Here is a 20,846-nt window from a genome sequence, read left to right as displayed (position 1 = left end):
CTCGTCTTTGTAATTATGCGTTTTCGACGATGATGCCTTCGATGATGTTGGCCACATCTTCGCAACGGTCGGTCACGGTTTCCAGGATTTCGTAGATGGCCTTCATCTTGATCAGGTTGCGCACGTCCGGCTCGTCGCGGAACAGCTTGGACATGGCGGCGCGCATCACGTGGTCGGCGTCCGATTCCAGGCGGTCGATCTCTTCGCAGATGGAGACGATCTGGCGCGAGTTGTCCATATTGTGCAGCATCGACACCGCTTCCTTCAGCTTCTCGGTGCAGGCCAGCACCAGCTCGGCCAGGCGCTTGGCTTCCGGCGTGACCGAGTGCAGGTCGTACAGCGACACGGTCTGGGCCGCGTCCTCCAGCAGGTCCAGGATGTCGTCCTGGCGGGTGATCAGCTTGTGGATGTCGTCGCGGTCGATCGGCGTGATGAAGGTCTTGTGCAGCATGTCGACGGTCTGGTAGGTGATCTTGTCGGCTTGCTTCTCGATGCTTTCGATCGCGTGCACGCGGTTTTCCAGGTCGTCGAAATTGGACATCAGGCCCACCATTTCTTTCGCGCCTTTGACGCACAGCTCGGCGTGCTGATTAAACAGGTCAAAGAATTTGCCCTCGGTGGGCATCAAACGTCCAAACATATTTTTCTCCGTTTTATTACTACTGCAGATCGCCAGCCATGGGTCGGGCCGGCGCAAGGATTAGTCGCCCTGGTAGATAGACAGGTTACCGACGTAATTGCCAAACTTGGTGTACTGGCCGATCCAGGTCAGACGTACCGCGCCGATCGGGCCGTTACGCTGCTTACCGATGATGATCTCGGCCGTTCCCTTATCGGGCGAGTCCGGGTTGTAGACCTCGTCGCGATACAGGAAGATGATGACGTCCGCGTCCTGCTCGATAGCGCCCGATTCGCGCAGGTCGGACATGACGGGACGCTTGTTGGGGCGTTGCTCCAGCGAGCGGTTCAGCTGCGACAGGGCGATCACCGGGCAGCCCAGCTCCTTGGCCAGGCCCTTGAGCGAGCGCGAGATCTCCGAGATCTCGGAGGCGCGGTTGTCGCCGGCCTTGGAACCCTGCATCAGCTGCAGGTAGTCGACGATGATCAGGCCGAGCTTGCCGCACTGGCGCGCCAGGCGGCGCGCGCGCGCGCGCATCTCGATCGGGTTCAGGGCCGGGGTTTCGTCGATGAACAACTGGGCGTCGTTCATCTTCTGGATGGCGTGCGTCAGGCGCGGCCAGTCCTCGTCGTTCAGGCGGCCGGTCCGCAGGCGGTGCTGGTCCAGCTGACCAACCGAACCCAGCATACGCATGGCCAGCTGGGCGCCGCCCATCTCCATCGAGAACACGGCCACCGGCAGGCCGGCCTCGATCGCCACGTTCTCGCCGATGTTGACCGAGAACGCGGTCTTGCCCATCGACGGGCGGCCGGCCACGATCACCAGGTCGCCCGGCTGCAGGCCGGAAGTCATGCGGTCGAGGTCGATGAAGCCGGTCGGCACGCCGGTGATCTCGGACTGGTTGTCGCGCGAGTACAACTCGTCGATGCGCTCGACCACCTGGGTCAGCAGCGGCTGCACCGCCAGCCAGCCGGCGGCGCCGCGCGCGCCCTGCTCGGCGATGGCGAAGATGCGCGACTCGGCCTCGTCCAGGATTTCCTTGGTTTCCTTGCCCTGCGGGCTGAAGGCCTGGCCGGAGATGTCGTCGGCCACGGTGATCAGCTGGCGCAGCACCGAGCGGTCGCGCACGATCTCGGCGTAGCGGCGGATGTTGGCCGCCGACGGCGTGTTCTGCGCCATGGCGTTGAGGTAGGCCAGGCCGCCGACGTCCTCGGCCTTGCCCAGCTGTGTCAGGTTCTCGAACACGGTGATCACGTCGGCCGGCTTGGACGAGTTGATCATGCGCACGATCTGTTCGAAGATGATGCGGTGGTCGTAGCGGTAGAAGTCTTCCGGCTGCATCATGTCGGCGATGCGGTCGAACGCGGCGTTATCGCGCAGCAGGCCGCCAATGACGGACTGTTCTGCTTCGATGGAATGCGGCGGGACGCGGAGCGACTCGACTTGCGGATCGGAGGGGGCGTTCATGGCGCGAATTATACCTGCTTGTGCCGGACTACAAAATTTATGACGAGAAAAAAGCCGGGGCGGAGCCCGGCTTTTTTCAAGGGTGTTGCAAACTCGACAGGCGTTGCCGCCCGGTCAAGTCTTAGGCGGCTTCGCCCACAACGGCAACGGTTACTTCCGCCACCACGTCGGTGTGCAGGGCAACGCTGACTGGGAACTCGCCCACGGTCTTCAGCGGACCGGTTGGCATGCGCACAGCGGCTTTTTCAACAGCGAAGCCTGCTTTGGTCAGGGCTTCGGCGATGTCGAAGTTGGTCACCGAGCCGAACAGACGGCCGTCGACGCCGGCTTTCTGCGACACGGTCACGGTCATGCCGTTCAGCTTTTCGCCCTGGGCTTGAGCGGCGGCCAGCTTGGCGGCGGCAGCTTTTTCCAGTTCGGCGCGCTTGGCTTCGAATTCCGCGATGGCCGACGTGGTCGCACGGCGGGCCATTTTTTGCGGGATCAGGAAGTTACGTGCGTAGCCGTCTTTGACTTTAACGACTTCACCCAGGTTGCCCAGATTGACAACTTTTTCCAACAGAATGATTTGCATAGTTCTTCTCCAGTTTCTCTGCCGCGATTAGGCGTTGTGCAGATCGGTGTACGGCAGCAGGGCCAGGTAACGCGCGCGCTTGATCGCGGTGTCAACTTGACGCTGGTAGTGGGCTTTGGTGCCGGTCAGACGTGCTGGCATGATTTTGCCGTTTTCCTGGATGAAGTCTTTCAGGGTGTCTACGTCTTTGTAGTCTACTTGCTCAACGCCAGCGGCGGTGAAGCGGCAGAACTTCTTGCGCTTGAACAGTGGGTTTTGTTGCTTGCGCTTTTCTTTCAGCTTGAGCTTGTTTTTGTCGAACTTTTTACCGAATGCCATTTTAGGCTCCTGTATTTAAATTGAGCTGTCTTGGACAGCACTAAAATCAATGATGTGAAACACCAGGCTTTTGCTATTGCGGCTTTTCTTGCTGAGGAAACCGGAGAACTGATACATCCCGCCCAGTGGCGCCTGAATGAAACGGCCTGAAATCTCGCCCGCCGCGACGGCGGACACTTCAAACTCGGTCAAACGGGCGATGCCCGCCTCCATCTGCTGCGACCGGTGCTGGAGTACAGCGTTGACGATCGGCATGCCGGCCGGGGTGTAACGGATTGCATCCCGTTCGGCGATGAGGGCGATGAACTGGAGCTGGTTCAGCGCGGTTCCTTCTCAGGACAATTAAGCGGCTGGAGCGGCAGCGGCGGCTTCCGCGCGGTGCGACTTGGCTGCGTCTTCGCGTTGTACCGACTTCATCATCGGCGAAGGAGCGGTTTCGGCTTTCTTCAGCTTGACGGTCAGGTGACGCAGGACGGCATCATTGAATTTGAATGCGGTTTCCAGCTCAACCAGGGTTTCGTTGTCTGCTTCGATGTTCAGGCAGATGTAGTGCGCTTTCGCCAGTTTCTGGATTGGGTAAGCCATTTGACGACGGCCCCAGTCTTCAACACGGTGAACGTTGCCGCCACGGGTCGTTACGGTGGTTTTGTAACGCTCGATCATGGCGGGCACTTGCTCGCTCTGGTCCGGATGGACGATAAATACGATTTCGTAGTGACGCATGTATAACTCCCTTAAGGACTTGATAAATAGCCCACCCTGGCGTCAAGACAGGTGTGGGAAGAGGTAAGCCCGCGACTATAGCAGCTTTTGCGCCGGAAATCCAGCGTCGTGTTGTGGCCGGGGCAATGCTACTATCGTGTTGCACTTTCAACAGGATTGCCCATGAAACTACTTGTCGCCGCCTTGATCGCCCTGCCCTCGCTCGCCTCCGGCCAGGCCTACAGCACGCCGCAACTGCTGCTGGCCTTGCGCAGCGACACCCAGACGCTGGCGCGCCTGACGCCGGTCAGCGATCCGTCTTTCGATTTCGCGCCCGGCACCCGGGTGGCCGAGCGGCGCGGCGACGGCTATGCCCACATCGGCGACCTCAACCTGCGCCTGCGCGAGGGCGATGGCGCCTGGCGCGACTACTCCTCGTCGCGCGTGCGCAAGCCGGCGCGCATCCTGCCGGCCGGCCGCGCGCTGGCCGCCGCCGACCTCAGCGCCAGCATGGGCGCCGGCCTGCCGCTGACGGTGGAACGCCGCTGGCTCAACGACAAGGGCGCGCTGGTGCTGCGCTTCACGCTGATCAACCGCTCGCGGCGGCCGGTGGAAATCGGCGGCCTGGGCATGCCGATGGTGTTCGACAACATCATCACCGGCCGCACGCTGGAGCAGGCCCACGCCAGCGCCAGCTTCGCCGATCCCTACATCGGGCGCGACGCCGGCTACGTGCAGGTGACCCGCCTCAACGGCCAGGGCCCCGCCCTGCTGGTGCTGCCCGATGGCCACACGCCGCTGGAAGCGTGGCGCCCGATCGAGGACGGCAGCAAGCGCGAGCAGACCGCCGAAGGTTTCTACGACTGGGCTGTTGCGAGCAAGGCCTACGCCGAGGCTGAGTGGAAAAACGCCGGAGAGCAATGGAACACGCCCACCAGCCTGACGTTGCGGCCGGGCGAGCGGCGCGAGATCGGCCTGCGTTTCGTGACCGCGCCGTCGATCCGCGCCATCGAGCAGACATTGATCGCGCAGCGGCGGCCGGTGGCGGTCGGCGTTCCGGGCTACGTGGTGCCGACCGATATGGACGCCACGCTGTTCCTGCATAGCGCGCAAAAAGTCGCCAGCATCGCCGCCGAGCCGGCCGGTGCGCTGGCGGTCACGCCGGCGGCGGGCGGTGCCGGCGGCGACTGGGCGGCCAGGGGCTGGCTGCGCTACACCGTCAAGAGCCAGGGCTGGGGGCCGGCGCGCCTGAACATCACCTACGCCGACCACAGCGTGCAAACCATCAGCTACTTCATCACCAAGCCGCTGGAGCAGGCCGTGGCCGACCTGGGGCGCTTCGCCACCACGCGCCAATGGTTCGACGACAAGAACGATCCGTTCCAGCGCGCGCCCGCCATCCTGACCTACGACCGCGATGCCAACCGTATCGTCACCGACGACACCCGTGTGTGGATCTCCGGCATGAGCGACGAAGGCGGTGGCGGCAGCTGGGTGGCCGCCATCATGAAGCAGCTGGACAACCCCGACCCCGGCGAAGTCGCCAGGCTGGAGCAGCTGGTCAACCAGACCGTGGTCGGCAAGCTGCAGGTGGCCGACGGGCCGCAGGCCGGCGCCGTGCGCAAGAGCCTGTTCTACTACGACCCGCAAGCCTTCCCCGGCTACTACGACCCAAAGGCCGACTGGAAAACCTGGACCTCATGGAGCAAGCAAGACGCCGCCGACCTTGGCCGCGCCTACAACTACCCCCACGTCGCCATCGGCCACTGGGTGCTGTACCGCCTGGCCCGCAACCATGCGGGACTTGTGACCGCGCACGACTGGCGCTGGTATCTGGAGCATGCCTACCAGACCGTGGCGGCCATGGTGCGCGACGCGCCCGAGTACGCCCAGTTCGGCCTGATGGAGGGCGATGTCTTCGTCGACATCCTCAAGGACCTGCAACGCGAAGGCCTGCACGCCGAGGCCGCCGACATGGAGCGCCTGATGAAACAGCGCGCCGACCACTGGCGCACGCTGACCTACCCATTCGGCAGCGAGATGGCGTGGGACTCCACCGGCCAGGCCGAGGTCTACGCCTGGATGCGTCACTTCGGCTACCAGCCGCAGGCCGACATCACGCGCGAAGTCATCCTTGGCTACGATCCCACCATGCCAAGCTGGGGCTACAACGGCAACGCGCGCCGCTACTGGGACTTCCTGTATGGCGGCAAGACCAGACGCATCGAGCGCCAGATCCACCACTACGGCTCGACGCTGAACGCGGTGCCGCTGTTTGAGGCCTTCCGCGCCAATCCGTCCGACCTGCACCTGCTGCGCGTGGCCTACGGCGGCCTGATGGGCGGCGTCACCAATATCGACCAGCAGGGCTTCGCTTCGGCCGCCTTCCACGCCTGGCCCGACATGATGCGCTGGGACGCCTACAGCGGCGACTACGGCATGGGCTTCTACGGCCACGCCTACGCCACCGCCACCTATGTGGTGAACGATCCGACCTTCGGCTGGCTGGCCTTCGGCGCCAACCTGCGGGTCGCGGACGACGGCAAGCTGCACATCACGCCGAAGGACAGCGCCCGCACCCGCCTGTTCATCGCGCCGCACCGCGTCTGGATCACGCTGGAAGCCGGCAAATACGACAGCGCCATCTACGATCCGCGCAGCGGCGCGGTCACGCTGCAACTGGCGGCGCGCACGCCGCACACGCCGCAGGCACGCATCGTTACCGAGCGCGACGGCAAGCGCAACGAGTACCTCGGCGCGCTGTCCGATGGCCCGACGAGCTGGACCAGCAACTAAAACATGAATTAATTTCGCGCAAAGCAACAAATCCCCTTGCTTTTCGCGTCACACTGTACAAAAATACAGACTGTTCATATACACAGGCTCACTGTACTCATGCTCAAGCTCACCGCACGCCAGGAACAAATCCTGAATCTGATCAAGGACGCCATCGAAAACACCGGCTTCCCGCCGACCCGCGCCGAGATCGCGGCCGAACTGGGCTTCAAGTCGGCCAACGCCGCCGAGGAGCACCTGCAGGCCCTGGCGCGCAAGGGCGCGATCGAGATCGCCGCCGGCACTTCGCGCGGCATCCGCCTGCTGGGCGCGCACGCCGAGCCGCCGGCGCCGAAAGTGCCGGCCGCGCTGATGATGTCGCTGCCGCTGATCGGCCGTGTGGCCGCCGGCTCGCCGATCCTGGCGCAGGAGAACCTGGAAACCAGCTACAGCGTGGACCCGGCGATGTTTGCGTCCAAGCCGGACTACCTGCTGAAGGTGCGCGGCGAGTCGATGCGCGACGCCGGCATCATGGATGGCGACCTGCTGGCGGTGAAGAAAGTGGACAGCGCCAAGAATGGCCAGATCGTGGTGGCCCGCATCGGCAGCGAAGTGACGGTCAAGCGCTACCGCAAGACCGGCTCGACCATCGAGCTGCTGCCGGAGAATCCGGACTTCAAGATCATCAAGGTCGATCCGGAAGCGGACGAGTTTGCGCTGGAAGGCCTGGCAGTAGGCCTGATGCGGACCTGGCACTAAGCACGTCACCCTGCGCCAGCAAGACCAGATCGGCTTGCTGGCGCGCCTCTTGCGCGACCTGCACAAACACCTGATTCATCAATTGCTGGGCGGCGGCCAGTTCGGCCTCGCTCATGGCCTGCGCCACCTCCACCGGGATAGTGCGGCCGACCGGCAGCGCGGCGCGGAAGTTGCGCGCGAAGCGGTCGTAGCACGCCAGCCACGCGCCGCGTTCCTCGCTGGTGCGCATGGCGCTGGCGGCGCCGCAGTGGAAGCGCGACAGCGCGATGTCGGCGCCGTCGTAGTGATGGGTGTAGTAGTCGATGGCAACGCGCTGATCGCCGGCCTGCGCCGCGGCGGCCGCCGCGATCAAGCTGGTGGCGATCAGCGCTTTCATCGTCAGCAGCCCTCGAGGGCGGTGCAGAAGTCGTCCAGCAGATCGTCGGTGTCCTCGATGCCCACCGAGACGCGGATCAGCGATTCGGCGATGCCCATCGACGCGCGGCGCTCGGCGCCCATCTCGTAGAAGATGGTGTGCGCGACCGGGATGATCAGCGTGCGGTTGTCGCCCAGGTTGGAGGCCGGAATCGCCAGCTTCAGGCGGTTCAGGAAGTCGAAGCAATCGAGGCCATCCTTCAGCTCAAAGCTCAGCAGTGAACCGTGGGCGCGGAACAGTTCCGCGCTGATGCCGTGCTGCGGGTGCGATTTCAGGCCCGGATAGTGGACCGCCGCGACGCGCTCATCCTTCTCCAGCATCTCGGCCAGCGCCAGCGCGTTGGCGGTGGTGCGCTGCATGCGCAGCGCCAGCGTTTCGGCGCCGACGGCGATGTGGTGCGCGGCGTCCGGCGCCAGCGAGGAGCCGAAGTCGCGCAGCGCCTTGGCGCGGATCTGCGCCAGGCCCCACTGCGGCGGCGCGGCCTTTTTGTAGTTCTCGTAGATGTTCGGGAAGCGGGTCCAGTCGTAGGCGCCGGTGTCGGTGATGCTGCCGCCGAGCGCGTTGCCGTGGCCGCCGATCGACTTGGTCAGGGCGTTGACCACCAGGCCGGCGTGCACCGACTTCGGCTGGAACAGATACGGCGTGGTCATGGTGTTGTCCACCACGTACAGGATGCCGCGCGCCTTGCACAGTTCGCCGATGCGCTTGAGGTCGGCCACCTGCGTGCGCGGGTTGGCGATGGTTTCGACGAACACCACGCGGGTGTTGTCGGTGATGGCCGCCTCGACGTTGGCGACGTCGGTGGCGTCCACGAAGGATACGCCGATGCCCTGGCTCATGGCGGTCTGCCACAGGCTGTTGGTGTTGCCGAACAGGAAGGACGAGGACACCACATGGTCGCCGGCGCGCAGCAGCGCCTGCACCACGGCGCCGATCGCGCCCATGCCGGTGGCGAAGCAGATGGTGCCGACGCCCTGCTCCATCTTGTTGACCTTTTCCTCCAGCGCGGAGATGGTCGGGTTGCCCTGGCGGCCGTAGCGGAAGCCCGGCTCCTTGCCCTGGAAGACCGAGGCCAGCTGGCGCGCGTCTGCGTAGCCGAAGGCGACCGAGGTGTGGATCGGCTTGTGCAGCGAGCCGTGCTCGATGCCCTTCTGGCGGTCGCCGTGCAGGATGGTGGTGGTGAAACCGTAGTTCTTTTTTTCGTTCATTTGTTGACCTTTGCGCCGTCATTCCGGCGCACGCCGGAATCCATAGAACGCATGCTCAGTATGGGTTCCGGCTTTCGCCGGAACGACGATCAGGCTTCGGTGGCCGCCAGGTTCAGGTTCAGCTGCGTGCGGGCCGCGTCTTCCGGCACCTTGGCCTTGGTCGGGTTGTGACGGGCGTATTCCAGCTTGTCCAGATACTCCTTTGTCACGTCGCCGGTCACGTACACGCCGTCGAAGCACGAAGCCTCGAAGTTCTTCAGCGCCGGATTGACGTCCGAGATGGCGCGCTTGAGCGCGTCGATATCCTGGTACACCAGCGCATCGGCGGTAATTTCGCGGCACACTTCCTCCACAGTACGGCCGTGGGCGATCAGCTCGTCGCGGGTCGGCATGTCGATGCCGTACACGTTCGGGTAGATCACCGGCGGCGCCGCCGAAGCGAAGATCACCTTCTTGGCGCCGGAATCACGCGCCATCTGCACGATCTCGCGGCTGGTGGTGCCGCGCACGATGGAGTCGTCCACCAGCAGCACCACCTTATCCTTGAATTCATCCGGGATCGCGTTCAGCTTCTGGCGCACGGATTTCTTGCGCGCAGCCTGGCCCGGCATGATGAAGGTACGGCCGATGTAGCGGTTCTTGATGAAGCCCTCGCGGTATTCGACATTCAGCGCCAGCGCCAGCTGGATCGCCGCCGGACGCGACGAGTCCGGAATCGGCATCACCACGTCGATCTTCATGTCCTTCAGTTCACGCTTGATCTTCTCGGCCAGGTACTCGCCCATCTTCAGGCGGGTGGCGTACACCGAGGCGCCGTCGATCACCGAGTCAGGACGCGCCAGGTAGACGTATTCGAACACGCACGGGTTCAGGGTCGGGTTGTCGGCGCACTGGCGCGCGTGCAGCTGCTTGTCGGCGTCGATGAACACCGCCTCGCCCGGCGCGATGTCGCGCACGAAGCGGAAGCCCATGCCTTCCAGCGCCACCGATTCCGAGGCGATCAGGTATTCCACGCCTTCCGGGGTTTCATTGATGCCCAGGCACAGCGGACGGATGCCGAACGGATCGCGGAAGGCCAGCAGGCCGACGCCGGCGATCTGCGCCACCGCCGCATAGCCGCCGCGCACGCGACGGTGTAGCACGGTGACGGCGTTGAAGATGGCGTCCGCGTCCAGCGTCAGGCCGGTGGTGCTCTTTTGCAGTTCGTGCGCCAGCACGTTCAGCAGCACTTCCGAGTCGGAGTCGGTGTTGATGTGGCGGCGGTCGTTCTTGAACATCTCCTGCTTGAGCTGTTCCCAGTTGGTCAGGTTGCCGTTGTGCGCCAGCGTGATGCCGAACGGCGCGTTGACGTAGAACGGCTGCGCCTCCTCCTCGCTCGACGAGCCGGCGGTCGGGTAGCGGCAGTGGCCGATGCCGGAATTGCCTTGCAGCGTACGCATGTTACGGGTGCGGAACACGTCGCGCACCAGGCCGTTGGCCTTGTGCATGGCGAACATGCTGCTGTGATTGGTCGCGATGCCGGCCGCATCCTGGCCGCGGTGCTGCAACAGCAGCAAGGCGTCATACAGCATTTGGTTGACAGGTTGATGGGATACGACGCCGACAATGCCACACATGATGATGCTCCTGGACTGGACTACAGATTAAAAACGCAGATTTAAAGAATTCAAAAATTGACATGCTGCGCCATCGCAGCGGGAAGGTACTGCTTGACCATGCGAGCGCCCTGCTCGGCGTATGGACTCAAGACGGCGTGCCTCCAGAAATCCTGCTTCGGCAAGGACGTCATCCCGCTTAAGATGACGGCTGCCAACACAATTACAAGCCCGCGCGCCACACCGAACACGGCGCCCAGCGCGCGGTCGATGAAGCTCAGGCCGCCCGCGTCCAGCAAGGCGTCCAGCGCCAGCGACAACAGGCCCATTAAAATCCGCGCACCGATGAACAGTGCGATAAAGGCAACGATGAGCCGCAGCACCTCGCCCGGAATCACCTCCGGCAGCATCTGTGCCAGCGCCGCCGCGTAGGCGTTGGCCACCACGAAGGCGATGATCCAGCTCAGCACCGACAGCACTTCCTTCACCAGTCCGCGCACCACGCCGATGATGACCGACGTGACCAGCACGAAAATCACCAGGTAATCGAAGATCGTCACGTCAGACGGTTTCCAGACGGCCGGTCAGGCCCATGCTGCTCAGCTTGGCCTTGACCTTCTCGGCCTCCTCCTTGCTGGTGAACGGCCCCACGCGCACCCGGGTGATGTCGCCCGAAGGCGTCTTTTGCGTGAAGGAGCTGATCCCGGCGTTTTTCAGTTTGGCGCGTAATTCTTCCACCTTGGCCTGGTCGCTCAGGGCGGCCACTTGCAGCACGAATTTCTCGCCCGCAGGCGCGGCGGCCGGCTTGCCTTCCAGGATGGCCAGCGCGCGCGCGTCCTCGCTCTTGGCCGCGGGCTTGGCGTCGGGAGCCTTGACGCTCTCGGCCGCCTTGGCCTTGGCCTCGGCCAGCTTGCGTTCGGCCTCCTGTTTTTCCTTGAGCTTGGCTTCGGCCTTGGCCTCGGCCTGCTTGCGTTCGAGTTCCTGCTTGTGGTCGGCTTCCTGGCGCGCTTTCAGCTCGCGCTCCGCCCTGGCTTGCTGCTCGGCCTTGGCCTTGGCGTCGGCGGCCTGCTTGACGGTGTCGACCGCCGGTGTGGCGGCCACGGCCGGCGCCGGCGGCTTGGCGGCCGGCTTGACGTCCTCGACGATCTCTTCCCGGCTGTCGAGCGCGGCTTGGGCGGGAACCGGCGCCGGCGCGGCTAGCGGCGCGGCGGGCTTGTCCTTGGCGGGGATTTTGATCTCGATGTCGGACGACAGCGGCTTGGGTTCGGAATCGAGCACCATCGGCAAGCCGACCGCCACCGCCAGCGCCAGCGCGATCGCGCCGACCAGGCGGCGGCGCGCGCGTTTCTTTTCAGGCAACACGGCATCATCTTCCTCACGGTCGCGCGTGCGGCGCCGGGTGGCGCCGCCGTCGGCCGACGAGGCGCGCTTGGCGCGGGCGCGCTCGGTGGCCGCCCGGTCATCCGCGCTGGTGTAATAGCCGCTGTCTTGACCTGCGTCTTGCTTGTTTTTACCGAGTTTCGAGAACAAGCCCATGCGTGATTTCAGTCCTGTGCGTTCAGTGGAGTGAGGATTTTCGCGCCGCCATGACACCGGCGACGGTCAGGAAAGATCCAAAGACCACAATTCTATCATCCTCACCGGCCCGGCTGATGGCATTTGCGTACGCCGCCCCCGGATCGTCGAACACATTGATGGTGCGTTCGTCGCGTTCCGGCTGCACCAGCTGCACCTTGGCGGCCAGCTCCGAGGCGCTGGCCGAACGCGGCGACGGCAGCGTCGCCAGGCACCAGTGATCGACGTGCTCGGACATGGCGGCGATCACGCCGTCGATATCCTTGTCGTGCATGGAGCCGAACACGGCGTAGGTGTAGCGGTGGAAGCCCATGTTGCCGAGGTTCTGGTTCAGGGCGGCGGCCGCGTGCGGGTTGTGGGCGACGTCGAGGATGATGGTCGGGCGGCCCGGCAGCACCTGGAAGCGGCCCGGCAGCTCCACCGTCACCAGCCCGGTGCGCACTTCCTGCGCGCCCACCGGCAGCACCAGCTTGAGCGCTTCCAGCGCGGCCAGGGCGGCGCAGGCGTTGAGGATCTGGTTGGCGCCGCGCAGGCTCGGGTAGGCCAGCGAGTTGCGGCGCTGGCCGCGGCCGCCGTAGCTCCACTGCTGCTTGTCGCCAGAGTAGTTGAAGTCGCGGCCCATCAGCCACAGGTCGGCGCCGATGGCGTTGGCGTGGTCGATCAGCGATTGCGGCGGCACCGGGTCCGAGCAGATCGCGGTTTTGCCGGCGCGGAAGATGCCGGCCTTCTCGAAGCCGATCTTCTCGCGGGTGTCGCCCAGGTAGTCGGTGTGGTCGATGTCGACGCTGGTGACGATGGCCACGTCGGCGTCGATGATATTGACCGCGTCCAGCCGGCCGCCCAGGCCCACTTCCAGGATGACCACATCCATGCCGGCTTCCGACAGCAGCTTCATGATGGCCAGCGTGGTGAATTCGAAGTAGGTCAGCGAGGTGTCGCCACGGGCCGCCTCAACGGCATTGAACGCGGCCACCAGTGTCTCGTCGCTGGCCATGTCGCCGTTGATACGGGCGCGCTCGTTGAAGTCGAGGAAGTGCGGCTTGATGTACAGGCCCACCTTGTAGCCGGCGCGCATCAGCACCGATTCCAGCATGGCGCAGGTCGAACCCTTGCCGTTGGTGCCGGCCACCATGATGGTCGGGCAGCTGAAGCTCAGTTGCAGGCGTTCCTTGACGGCGAGAACGCGGTCCAGGCCCATGTTGATGACGGTTTCGGCATGGCGCGATTCAAGCAGCGCAAGCCAGGCGGGCAAAGTAGTTGGGAGGTTCGACATGATGGTGACTCTGAAATGAAAACGGCGCGCAGGCCGGATGATATCCGATTGCGCGCCGCGGCGTGAGCTTCGTCATTCCGGCGCAAGCCGGAATCCATGCTGAATATGCGTTCTATGGGTCCCGGCGTCCGCCGGGACGACGAGTTTAGGCCAACACTTCTACCGGTTGATTTTGGAGCAAGGCCAGCAGGCGGGCGATTTCCTCGCGCATCTTGCGGCGGTCGACGATCATGTCAACAGCGCCCTTCTGCACCAGGAACTCGGCGCGCTGGAAGCCCTCCGGGAGCTTCTCGCGCACGGTGTTCTCGATCACGCGCGGGCCGGCAAAGCCGATCAGGGCCTTCGGCTCAGCGATCACCACGTCGCCCATGAAGGCGAACGAGGCCGACACGCCCCCCATGGTCGGGTCGGTCAGCACGCTGATGAACGGCAGTTTCTTTTCCGACAACTTGGTCAGCATGGCGGTGGTCTTGGCCATCTGCATCAGCGACAGCAAGCCTTCCTGCATGCGGGCGCCGCCGGTGGCGGTGATGCAGATGAACGGCACCTTCTGCTCCAGCGCCATCTGCGCGCCGCGCACGAAGCGCTCGCCCACCACCGAGCCCATGGAACCGCCCATGAATTCGAATTCAAAGCAGGCCACCACTGCCGGCAGGCTCATGATGGAGCCGCCCATGACGATCAGCGCGTCGGTCTCGCCGGTGGCTTCCATCGCTTGCTTGAGGCGGTCTGGATATTTCTTGCTGTCCTTGAACTTCAGCGTATCGACCGGCAGGGTGTCCATGCCGATTTCATAACGGCCGCCGGCGTCGAACAGGCTGTCGAGGCGCTCGCGCGCGCGGATGCGCATGTGGTGGTCGCATTTAGGGCAAACGTGCAGGTTCGACTCCAGGTCGGTGCGGTACAGCACGGCTTCGCACGATGGGCATTTGACCCACAGGCCTTCCGGCATGGTCTTGCGCGCGCCCGCGTCGGAACGCTGGATACGTGGGGGCAGCAGTTTTTCCAACCAACTCATAAATTCTCCTTGCAGCTAACTCGTGGCCCGAAGTGTAGCCGTTTCTCGCCCCCCTGTCGAACTTTAGAGGATTTCCACTACTGAACGGACATTATTTCAAGATAGTCAAGTTTGAGAATATATCAAGGGGCGCCAACGCGACGCCCCTTGCCACGCGTCAGGCGTCGAGGGCGGTGCGGATGGCGCTGGTGAAGGCCTGGACGGCGGCGACCGCGCCATCCTTGCCGGCGGTTTCAATCTCTTGAATGATGCGGCTGCCGATCACCACAGCGTCCGCCACCTCGGCCACGGCGCGCGCGGTGGCGCCGTCGCGGATGCCGAAGCCCACGCCCACCGGCAGCTTCACGTGCTTGCGGATGGCCTGCAGGCGCTTGGCCACGTCCGCCGTGTCGATGTTGCCGGCGCCGGTCACGCCTTTCAGCGAGACGTAGTAGCTGAAGCCGCCGCCGACCTTGGCCACCTGCTCGATGCGCCGCTCGGTCGAGGTGGGCGCCAGCAGGAAGATCAGGTCGAGCTCGGCCGCGCGCATGGCGGCGGCGAATTCTTCGCACTCTTCCGGCGGGTAGTCCACCACGATGGCGCCGTCCGCGCCCACCGCGCGCGACTGCGCGATGAACTCGGCCGCGCCGATGCGTTCGATCGGGTTGGCATAGCCCATCAGCACCACCGGCGTGGTCTGGTTGGTCTTGCGGAACTCGGCCACGTAGTTGAACACGTCCTTGATGCCGACGCCGTTGGCCAGCGCGCGTTCGCAGGCGCGTTGGATCACCGGGCCCTCGGCCATCGGGTCGGAGAACGGCACGCCCAGCTCGATGATGTCGGCGCCGCCGGCCACCAGCGCGTGCATCAGCGGCACGGTCGATTCGCGGCCCGGATCGCCGGCGGTGATGAAGGTGACGAGCGCGGTTTTGTTTTGCGCTTTCAGGGCGCTGAAGGTTGCTGCAATTTTGGACATGGTATTTTCCTGATGTGTCGGTCGTCATTCCCGCGCAGGCGGGAATCCATACTCAGCATGGGTTCCGGCCTGCGCCGGAACGACACGCTAGCTGAAGTTCAACCCCATACGCTCCGCGACCGTATGCATGTCCTTGTCACCCCGGCCCGACAGGTTGGCCAACACAATCTTATCTTTCGGCAGCGTGGCCGCCAGCTTGGCCGCGTAGGCCAGCGCGTGCGACGATTCCAGCGCGGGAATGATGCCCTCGATGTGGCAGGAATCGTGGAAGGCCTTCAGCGCTTCCTCGTCCGTGATCGACACGTATTCGGCGCGGCCGCTATCCTTCAGGTAGGCGTGCTCGGGGCCGACACCCGGATAATCCAGACCCGCCGAGACCGAGTGCGTCTCAATGATCTGGCCGTTCTCGTCCTGCAGCAGGTAGGTGCGGTTGCCGTGCAACACGCCCGGATAGCCCTTGGTCAGCGAGGCCGCGTGCTTGTCACCGTCCAGCCCCTCGCCGGCCGCTTCCACGCCGATCAGCTTCACGCCGGGCTGGTCGATGTACGGGTAGAAGATGCCCATGGCGTTGGAGCCGCCGCCGATGCAGGCCACCACGTAGTCGGGCTGGCGGCCGGCCAGTTCCGGCATCTGCACCAGGCATTCCTCGCCAATCACCGACTGGAAATCGCGCACCAGCATCGGGTACGGGTGCGGGCCGGCCACGGTGCCGATGATGTAGAAGGTGTTTTCAATGTTGGTGACCCAGTCGCGCATGGCTTCGTTCAGCGCGTCTTTCAGCGTCTTGGAGCCGGACTCGACCGGCACCACGGTCGCGCCCAGCAGCTTCATGCGGTAGACGTTCTGGGCCTGGCGCTTGACGTCCTCGCTGCCCATGTAGACCACGCATTCGAGGCCGAAACGCGCGCAGATGGTGGCGGTGGCCACGCCGTGCTGGCCGGCGCCGGTTTCAGCGATGATGCGCGGCTTGCCCATGCGCTTGGCCAGCAACGCCTGGCCGATCACGTTGTTGATCTTGTGGGCGCCGGTGTGGTTCAGGTCTTCGCGCTTGAAGTAGATTTGCGCGCCGCCGGCCAGTTCGGACCAGCGCTTGGCGTGATAAATCGGCGACGGACGGCCGACGAAGTGCTTCAGCTCGTAGCGGAACTCTTCGAGGAATTCCGGGTCTTTGCTGAATTTGGCGTAGGCCTCGTTCAGTTCGGACAGGGCGTAAGTCAGGGTTTCGGCGACAAAGCTGCCGCCGTAGGGGCCAAAGTGGCCTTTGGCGTCGGGGAATTCGTAGTCTTTAGCGTGGAACAGCGCTTTCATGATGGGTTTCGCTTTCGATAAGGGTATCTCCCGCCCGCACCGCCGCGACAAAGTCGGCGATCTTGCGAGCGTCCTTGATCCCCTTCGCCGCTTCGACACCGGAACTGATGTCGACCGCGTAGGGGCGTACACTAGCCACCGCGTCAGTCGCGTTGTGTACGCTCAAGCCACCACTTAAAACGACCCGAGGCGCGAGATCTTTTGGAATGAGAGACCAATCAAAACCCTTTCCTGCGCCACCGTAGGCGTCCACATAGGTGTCCAGCAACAGGCTGGTGAACAAGGGACTGGCGGCGCGGTTTGCCTGCGCATATTCTAACAGTTCATCCGGGCGCGTGTCAGGTTTGACGCGGAACACTTTCATGTACTGTCGCCCGGCCGCCGCGGCAATGGCCGCGCCCTGCTCCACCGTTTCATCGCCGTGCAGTTGCAGCAACGACAACGGCGCCACGCGCACCACCGCCGCCACTTCCTCCGGCGTGGCGTTGACGAACAGGCCGACGGTAGTGATGAAAGGCGGCACGCCGCGGATCAGCTCGGCCGCGCGCTCGGGCGTCACGTAGCGCGGGCTCTTGGGATAAAACACGAAACCGATCGCATCCGCGCCCGAGGCGACCACCGCCTGGATGTCTTCCTCACGGGTCAGGCCGCAGATTTTGATACGGGTGCGCATGCGTCTATCCTTTTAAAACCAGGGCAGCTGGCTGGCGAATTCCTGCGGCAGCGCCCATTTTTCATCGTAATCGATTTTCGCCAGGTACAGGCCGTCCGGCATGAAGGTCGGGGCGGCAAGCTGGCGGTTTTTCGCTTCCAGCAGCTCGGCCATCCAGTTGACGTCCTCCCTGCCCTGGCCGATGTAGACCAGCGAGCCGACCAGGTTGCGCACCATGTGGTGCAGGAAGGCGTTGGCCTTCAGGGTGAAGATGATCAAGTCGCCCTGGCGGCGGATCTGGATGTCGTGCATCTGCTTGACCGGCGACTTGGCCTGGCAATGGGCGGCGCGGAAGGTGGTGAAGTCGTGCGTGCCGATCAGCGGCTTGACCGCCTCCCGCATGCGCTCCACGTCCAGCGCGTGATGGTAGAAGCCGGCGCGGCCATTGAGCAGCGACGAGCGCACCTGGTGGTTGTACAGCACGTAGTGGTAGGTGCGCGCCTGCGCGCTGAAACGCGCGTGGAAGAAGTTTTCGACGGTGGGATCGCCGTCCAGCACCTTGGCCCAGCGCACACCGATCGACGGCGGCAGGAAGGCGTTGACGCCGCGCACCCAGGCGTGCGGCAGGCGATTCAGGTCGGTATCGAAATGCACCACCTGCTCGGCGGCGTGCACGCCGGCGTCGGTGCGGCCGGCGCAGGTGGTGGCCAGCGGCACCGTGGCGAACTCCAGCAGCGCCTGCTCCAGCTTGTCCTGCACGGTGAGACCGTGGTCCTGCTTCTGGTAACCGTGCCAGGCCTGGCCGTCGTACTGCAGCCCGATTGCGATCCGTTTCACTACTGCCCAATCCAAATGTCTGAATCAGCGATTATATAACGGCGCGGCGGGCGCCCATGCCCTATCCCAGCTGGGCCTTCATGGCGTTGGCCTTGGCCACCTGCTCGGCATTACCGCCGCGCAGCACCTCGTCCAGCAGTTCGCGCGCGCCTTCCTTGTCGCCGATTTCCTGATAGGCCACCGCCAGGTCCAGCTTGGTGTCCATTTCCATGTGGTGGGCGGACAGCGGTTCGCCGCTGTCCGGGGCCGGGGCCGGGGCCGGGGCTTCGCTGGCGGCCGGGGTGGCCGCGCCGCCCAGGTTGTCCAGGTCGAGGTCGATGCCCGACAGGTCGAACTCCTGCGCGGCCGGCGGCGGCGCGGCGGTGATGTTTTCCACCTCCGGCGGCAGGTCGAGCGCGGCGTCGAAGTCCGGCGCGGCGGCTTCGGCCTTCGGCGGCTCGGTGAAGGCCGGCACTTCCGGAATGTCGAACCCGGCCAGGTCGAGGTCGAGCGGATCGCTGGTGTCGGCCGGCCTGGTCTCGGCCGGCGCGGCGCTCGCTGGCAGGTCGAGGCCGAAGTCCATGCCGAGATCGTCGGCGGGTGCCGGGGCTGGCGCGGGCGACTCCGCGGCCGGCAGTTCGATGGCTGGCGTTGGCGTGTCGGCCGGCTCGAAGCTCAGGCCGCCAAGGTCGAAGTCCATCAGGTTGTCGGCCTCCGCCGCCACCGAGGCCGGCGAGACGGTGGCGTCGGCCGCCTGCGGCAGCGCGGTGTCGAGATCGGCGCCGAAATCGAGATCGTTGAAGTCGGCCGCGGCGGCCGGCGCCGGAGCGGGCGCATCGGCTGGCGCCGGCGGCGCGGCGTCCTGGCTCAGGTCCAGGTCCAGCGCGGCGGCCGGCGCTTCGGCCGGGGTGTAGGTATTGCCGAAATCGTTGCCGAAATCGGTCGCGGCGGCGGCTCCGGCCGCGGCGGCGCCAGCCACGGCGGCCGTCGCCGCAAACGCGCCGTTGCCGCTATCGGCGCCCATGGTGTACAGCGGGTTGGACGGGTCGAGCGTGCGGCCCAGCGCGGCGGCCTGCTCCCACTCGCCCCCTTGGCCACGGGTCAGCGCGTACAGCTCGGACGCCTGGGTTTCGAACGCGCGCGCATCCTTGCGGGTCACGTAGATTTCCAGCAGTTTCAGGCGCACGGCGTGGCGTTCCGGATGGGTGCGCAGCGCTTCCTTCAGGATTTCCTCGGCCTGGGCGTCACGGCCGTAGGCGATGTAGACGTCGGCTTCCGCCACCGGATCCACCTCGTTGGTGTCCAGCTGGCTGGCCGACGGCGCGAAGTTGGAGTTGAACACGCTGTTGTTGGTGTCCACGCTCTGGCCGCCGGCGTCGGCGATCAGCGGTTGCGGTGGTGGCAAGGCGGTATCGCCCAGGATCGAAGGCTCCTCGGCCGGCACCACGAATTTCTTGCGGCGGCGCGACGCCATGATGCCGACCACGCCCAGCAGCACGGCGGCGGCGGCCGCGCCGACGTAGGTGATGTTGTCCATCAGGACTTCAAAGAAGCTGGGCTCCAGTTTCTTCGGCGGCAGCACCAGGGTGCGCTTGGGCTTGTGCTCCTGCGGCGTGACGTCCAGCGTCGGCACGCCGGAGGCGGCCGCCGATGCCTCGGCAGGCGCCGACGGTTTTTTGGCCTCGGAAGCGGTCTTGCTCTTCAGGGCCATCAGCTTTTCGAGGTCGTTGACGTTCTTTTCCAGTTCCTTGACACGGGCCGAGGCCTCGTCCACCGCCTTTTGCTTGGCGATCTTGTCCTCTTCCGCCGCCACCCCGGTCTTGCCCTGCTGCGGCGCGCTGGCGGTGGCCTTGGACAGGGTCAGCTTGTCCTTGGCGGTGTTGGCGGCGTTCGGCTTTTCCTCGACCTTGGCGGTGATCTTGCCCGACACGTTCTGCGAGGCGTCCGGCTCCTTGGCCGCCGTGCTGGCCGCCACCTGGCCGGCCAGCTTGGCGCGGTAGGCGTTGAAGTCGGCCGCATGCGCCACCACCACGCCGCGCGCCTCGCTTTCGCTGCCGGCGGCGCGGATCGCGTCCGCATCCGGCACGGACAGGATCTGGCCCGATTTCAGGCGGTTCATATTGTTGCCGCTGAACGCTTCCGGATTGGCGCGGTATAGCGCCACCAGCATCAGGTCCAGCGACACGTCGACCGGCTTGACCTGGTTGGCGATGCGGGTCAGGTTGTCGCCGGCCTTGACGGTGTATTCGTTGGCGATCGGCTTGCTGGCCGGCGCCGGCGCGGGCGCTGCGGCCGGACGGGCCGGCGCGGCGGCAGGCGCGGCCGCTTGAGGCGTGGCCGGCGCAGGCTGCGCGGCGGCGGCCGGGCGGTTGGCCACGTCGACCGGCGCCGTCACCTGCGGCGCCTGGGTGGCGCGCAGATCCGGCGGATCGAGCAGGAAGGTGTATTCGCGCACCATGCGCCCGCCGGTCCAGTTCAGCTCCAGCAGCATGTCGACGAAGGGTTCGTTGATCGGCTGGCTGGAGCTCACCTTGATCACTTGCTTGCCGTTGCGCGGCTCGACGTCGAAGCGCAGCGACAGCAGCGCCGGGTTGAAATCGATGTTCGCGGAGCGGAACGCCTCGGCCGGCGCCAGCTTGGCGACCAGCGCGCTGGCTTCCTCCGGCGTGACGGCCGTCAGTTCAATTTCCGCCCGCAGCGGCTGACCGAGCGCGGACAGGACGGTCAGCTTGCCCAGTCCCGCCGCGTTCGCTGACGCGGCCAACAAAACCGCGCTGGCCACCGCGCTGGTGAGTGACTTCAACGCGAACGAAACAA

The 20,846-nt window shown here is 65.0% G+C and carries 20 protein-coding genes; 2 read left to right on the top strand and 18 right to left on the bottom strand.

All coding sequences use genetic code 11. The features are described 5' to 3' along the window. Positions 1 to 13 precede the first annotated feature (13 nt). The 6 genes from FHW83_RS18135 to rpsF form a co-directional block, all read right to left on the bottom strand. Positions 14 to 640 carry a DUF47 domain-containing protein gene (locus tag FHW83_RS18135; protein WP_092274038.1) on the bottom strand — a complete coding sequence of 209 codons (627 nt, stop codon included), beginning with the start codon at positions 638 to 640 and terminating at the stop codon, positions 14 to 16. 60 nt (positions 641 to 700) lie between these two features. Next, the gene (locus tag FHW83_RS18130; RefSeq protein ID WP_176647743.1) at positions 701 to 2,086 is read right to left on the bottom strand and encodes a replicative DNA helicase; all 1,386 of its coding nucleotides are present in this window, start codon (positions 2,084 to 2,086) and stop codon (positions 701 to 703) included. Between the two features lie 121 nt (positions 2,087 to 2,207). Further along, positions 2,208 to 2,660, bottom strand: coding sequence for a 50S ribosomal protein L9 (gene rplI / locus FHW83_RS18125; protein WP_176647742.1), 453 nt, complete (start codon positions 2,658 to 2,660; stop codon positions 2,208 to 2,210). 27 nt (positions 2,661 to 2,687) lie between these two features. Continuing rightward, entirely contained in the window at positions 2,688 to 2,978 is a 291-nt protein-coding gene (rpsR, locus tag FHW83_RS18120) for a 30S ribosomal protein S18 (protein ID WP_072781043.1), read from the bottom strand. 15 nt (positions 2,979 to 2,993) lie between these two features. Then, positions 2,994 to 3,299 carry a primosomal replication protein N gene (gene priB / locus FHW83_RS18115; RefSeq protein WP_176647886.1) on the bottom strand — a complete coding sequence of 102 codons (306 nt, stop codon included), beginning with the start codon at positions 3,297 to 3,299 and terminating at the stop codon, positions 2,994 to 2,996. Positions 3,300 to 3,320: 21 nt separating this feature from the next. Beyond that, complete coding sequence (rpsF, locus tag FHW83_RS18110; RefSeq protein WP_176647741.1) at positions 3,321 to 3,701, bottom strand: 30S ribosomal protein S6; 381 nt, start codon at positions 3,699 to 3,701, stop codon at positions 3,321 to 3,323. A 162-nt stretch (positions 3,702 to 3,863) separates the two neighbouring features. On the opposite strand from rpsF, the gene FHW83_RS18105 reads away from it, so the two are divergent. Both FHW83_RS18105 and lexA read left to right on the top strand, forming a co-directional pair. Then, complete coding sequence (locus FHW83_RS18105) at positions 3,864 to 6,476, top strand: DUF5695 domain-containing protein (protein ID WP_218106341.1); 2,613 nt, start codon at positions 3,864 to 3,866, stop codon at positions 6,474 to 6,476. 99 nt (positions 6,477 to 6,575) lie between these two features. Then, positions 6,576 to 7,214, top strand: a complete 639-nt coding sequence (gene lexA / locus FHW83_RS18100) for a transcriptional repressor LexA (RefSeq protein ID WP_176647740.1) — start codon at positions 6,576 to 6,578, stop codon at positions 7,212 to 7,214. Here the strand turns inward: lexA and FHW83_RS18095 are convergent. The 12 genes from FHW83_RS18095 to FHW83_RS18040 form a co-directional block, all read right to left on the bottom strand. Beyond that, positions 7,141 to 7,590, bottom strand: a complete 450-nt coding sequence (locus tag FHW83_RS18095; RefSeq protein WP_176647739.1) for a hypothetical protein — start codon at positions 7,588 to 7,590, stop codon at positions 7,141 to 7,143. The two genes, lexA and FHW83_RS18095, sit on opposite strands and share 74 nt — an antisense overlap. 2 nt (positions 7,591 to 7,592) lie before the next feature. Then, positions 7,593 to 8,837 carry a cystathionine gamma-synthase family protein gene (locus FHW83_RS18090; protein WP_176647738.1) on the bottom strand — a complete coding sequence of 415 codons (1,245 nt, stop codon included), beginning with the start codon at positions 8,835 to 8,837 and terminating at the stop codon, positions 7,593 to 7,595. 89 nt (positions 8,838 to 8,926) lie between these two features. Next, complete coding sequence (purF, locus tag FHW83_RS18085) at positions 8,927 to 10,453, bottom strand: amidophosphoribosyltransferase (RefSeq protein ID WP_176647737.1); 1,527 nt, start codon at positions 10,451 to 10,453, stop codon at positions 8,927 to 8,929. 50 nt (positions 10,454 to 10,503) lie between these two features. After that, positions 10,504 to 10,992: a CvpA family protein gene (locus tag FHW83_RS18080; RefSeq protein WP_176647736.1), complete on the bottom strand. Its 489-nt coding sequence runs from the start codon at positions 10,990 to 10,992 to the stop codon at positions 10,504 to 10,506. A gap of 1 nt (position 10,993) precedes the next feature. Next, entirely contained in the window at positions 10,994 to 11,968 is a 975-nt protein-coding gene (locus tag FHW83_RS18075) for an SPOR domain-containing protein (protein WP_176647735.1), read from the bottom strand. Positions 11,969 to 11,990: 22 nt separating this feature from the next. After that, positions 11,991 to 13,280 (bottom strand): bifunctional tetrahydrofolate synthase/dihydrofolate synthase, encoded by a 1,290-nt coding sequence (gene folC, locus FHW83_RS18070; protein WP_176647734.1) that lies wholly within the window; start codon positions 13,278 to 13,280, stop codon positions 11,991 to 11,993. A 145-nt stretch (positions 13,281 to 13,425) separates the two neighbouring features. Further along, on the bottom strand, positions 13,426 to 14,298 hold the full coding sequence (accD, locus tag FHW83_RS18065; RefSeq protein WP_176647733.1) for an acetyl-CoA carboxylase, carboxyltransferase subunit beta: 873 nt from the start codon (positions 14,296 to 14,298) through the stop codon (positions 13,426 to 13,428). A gap of 157 nt (positions 14,299 to 14,455) precedes the next feature. Then, entirely contained in the window at positions 14,456 to 15,253 is a 798-nt protein-coding gene (gene trpA, locus FHW83_RS18060; RefSeq protein WP_176647732.1) for a tryptophan synthase subunit alpha, read from the bottom strand. Positions 15,254 to 15,340: 87 nt separating this feature from the next. Then, positions 15,341 to 16,561, bottom strand: coding sequence for a tryptophan synthase subunit beta (gene trpB, locus FHW83_RS18055; RefSeq protein ID WP_176647731.1), 1,221 nt, complete (start codon positions 16,559 to 16,561; stop codon positions 15,341 to 15,343). Further along, a complete protein-coding gene (locus FHW83_RS18050) occupies positions 16,539 to 17,234 on the bottom strand; it encodes a phosphoribosylanthranilate isomerase (RefSeq protein ID WP_176647730.1) in 696 nt (231 codons plus the stop codon). Before FHW83_RS18050 ends, trpB begins: the two co-directional genes overlap by 23 nt. Before the next feature lie 12 nt (positions 17,235 to 17,246). Then, entirely contained in the window at positions 17,247 to 18,050 is an 804-nt protein-coding gene (gene truA / locus FHW83_RS18045) for a tRNA pseudouridine(38-40) synthase TruA (RefSeq protein ID WP_176647729.1), read from the bottom strand. Between the two features lie 61 nt (positions 18,051 to 18,111). Next, positions 18,112 to 20,832: a FimV/HubP family polar landmark protein gene (locus FHW83_RS18040; RefSeq protein ID WP_304506228.1), complete on the bottom strand. Its 2,721-nt coding sequence runs from the start codon at positions 20,830 to 20,832 to the stop codon at positions 18,112 to 18,114. Positions 20,833 to 20,846 lie beyond the last annotated feature (14 nt).

Origin of the sequence: Duganella sp. SG902 (assembly GCF_013376005.1) — a bacterium.
Taxonomy (GTDB): domain Bacteria; phylum Pseudomonadota; class Gammaproteobacteria; order Burkholderiales; family Burkholderiaceae_D; genus Rugamonas.
This window is presented reverse-complemented; position numbering and strand designations above follow the sequence as displayed.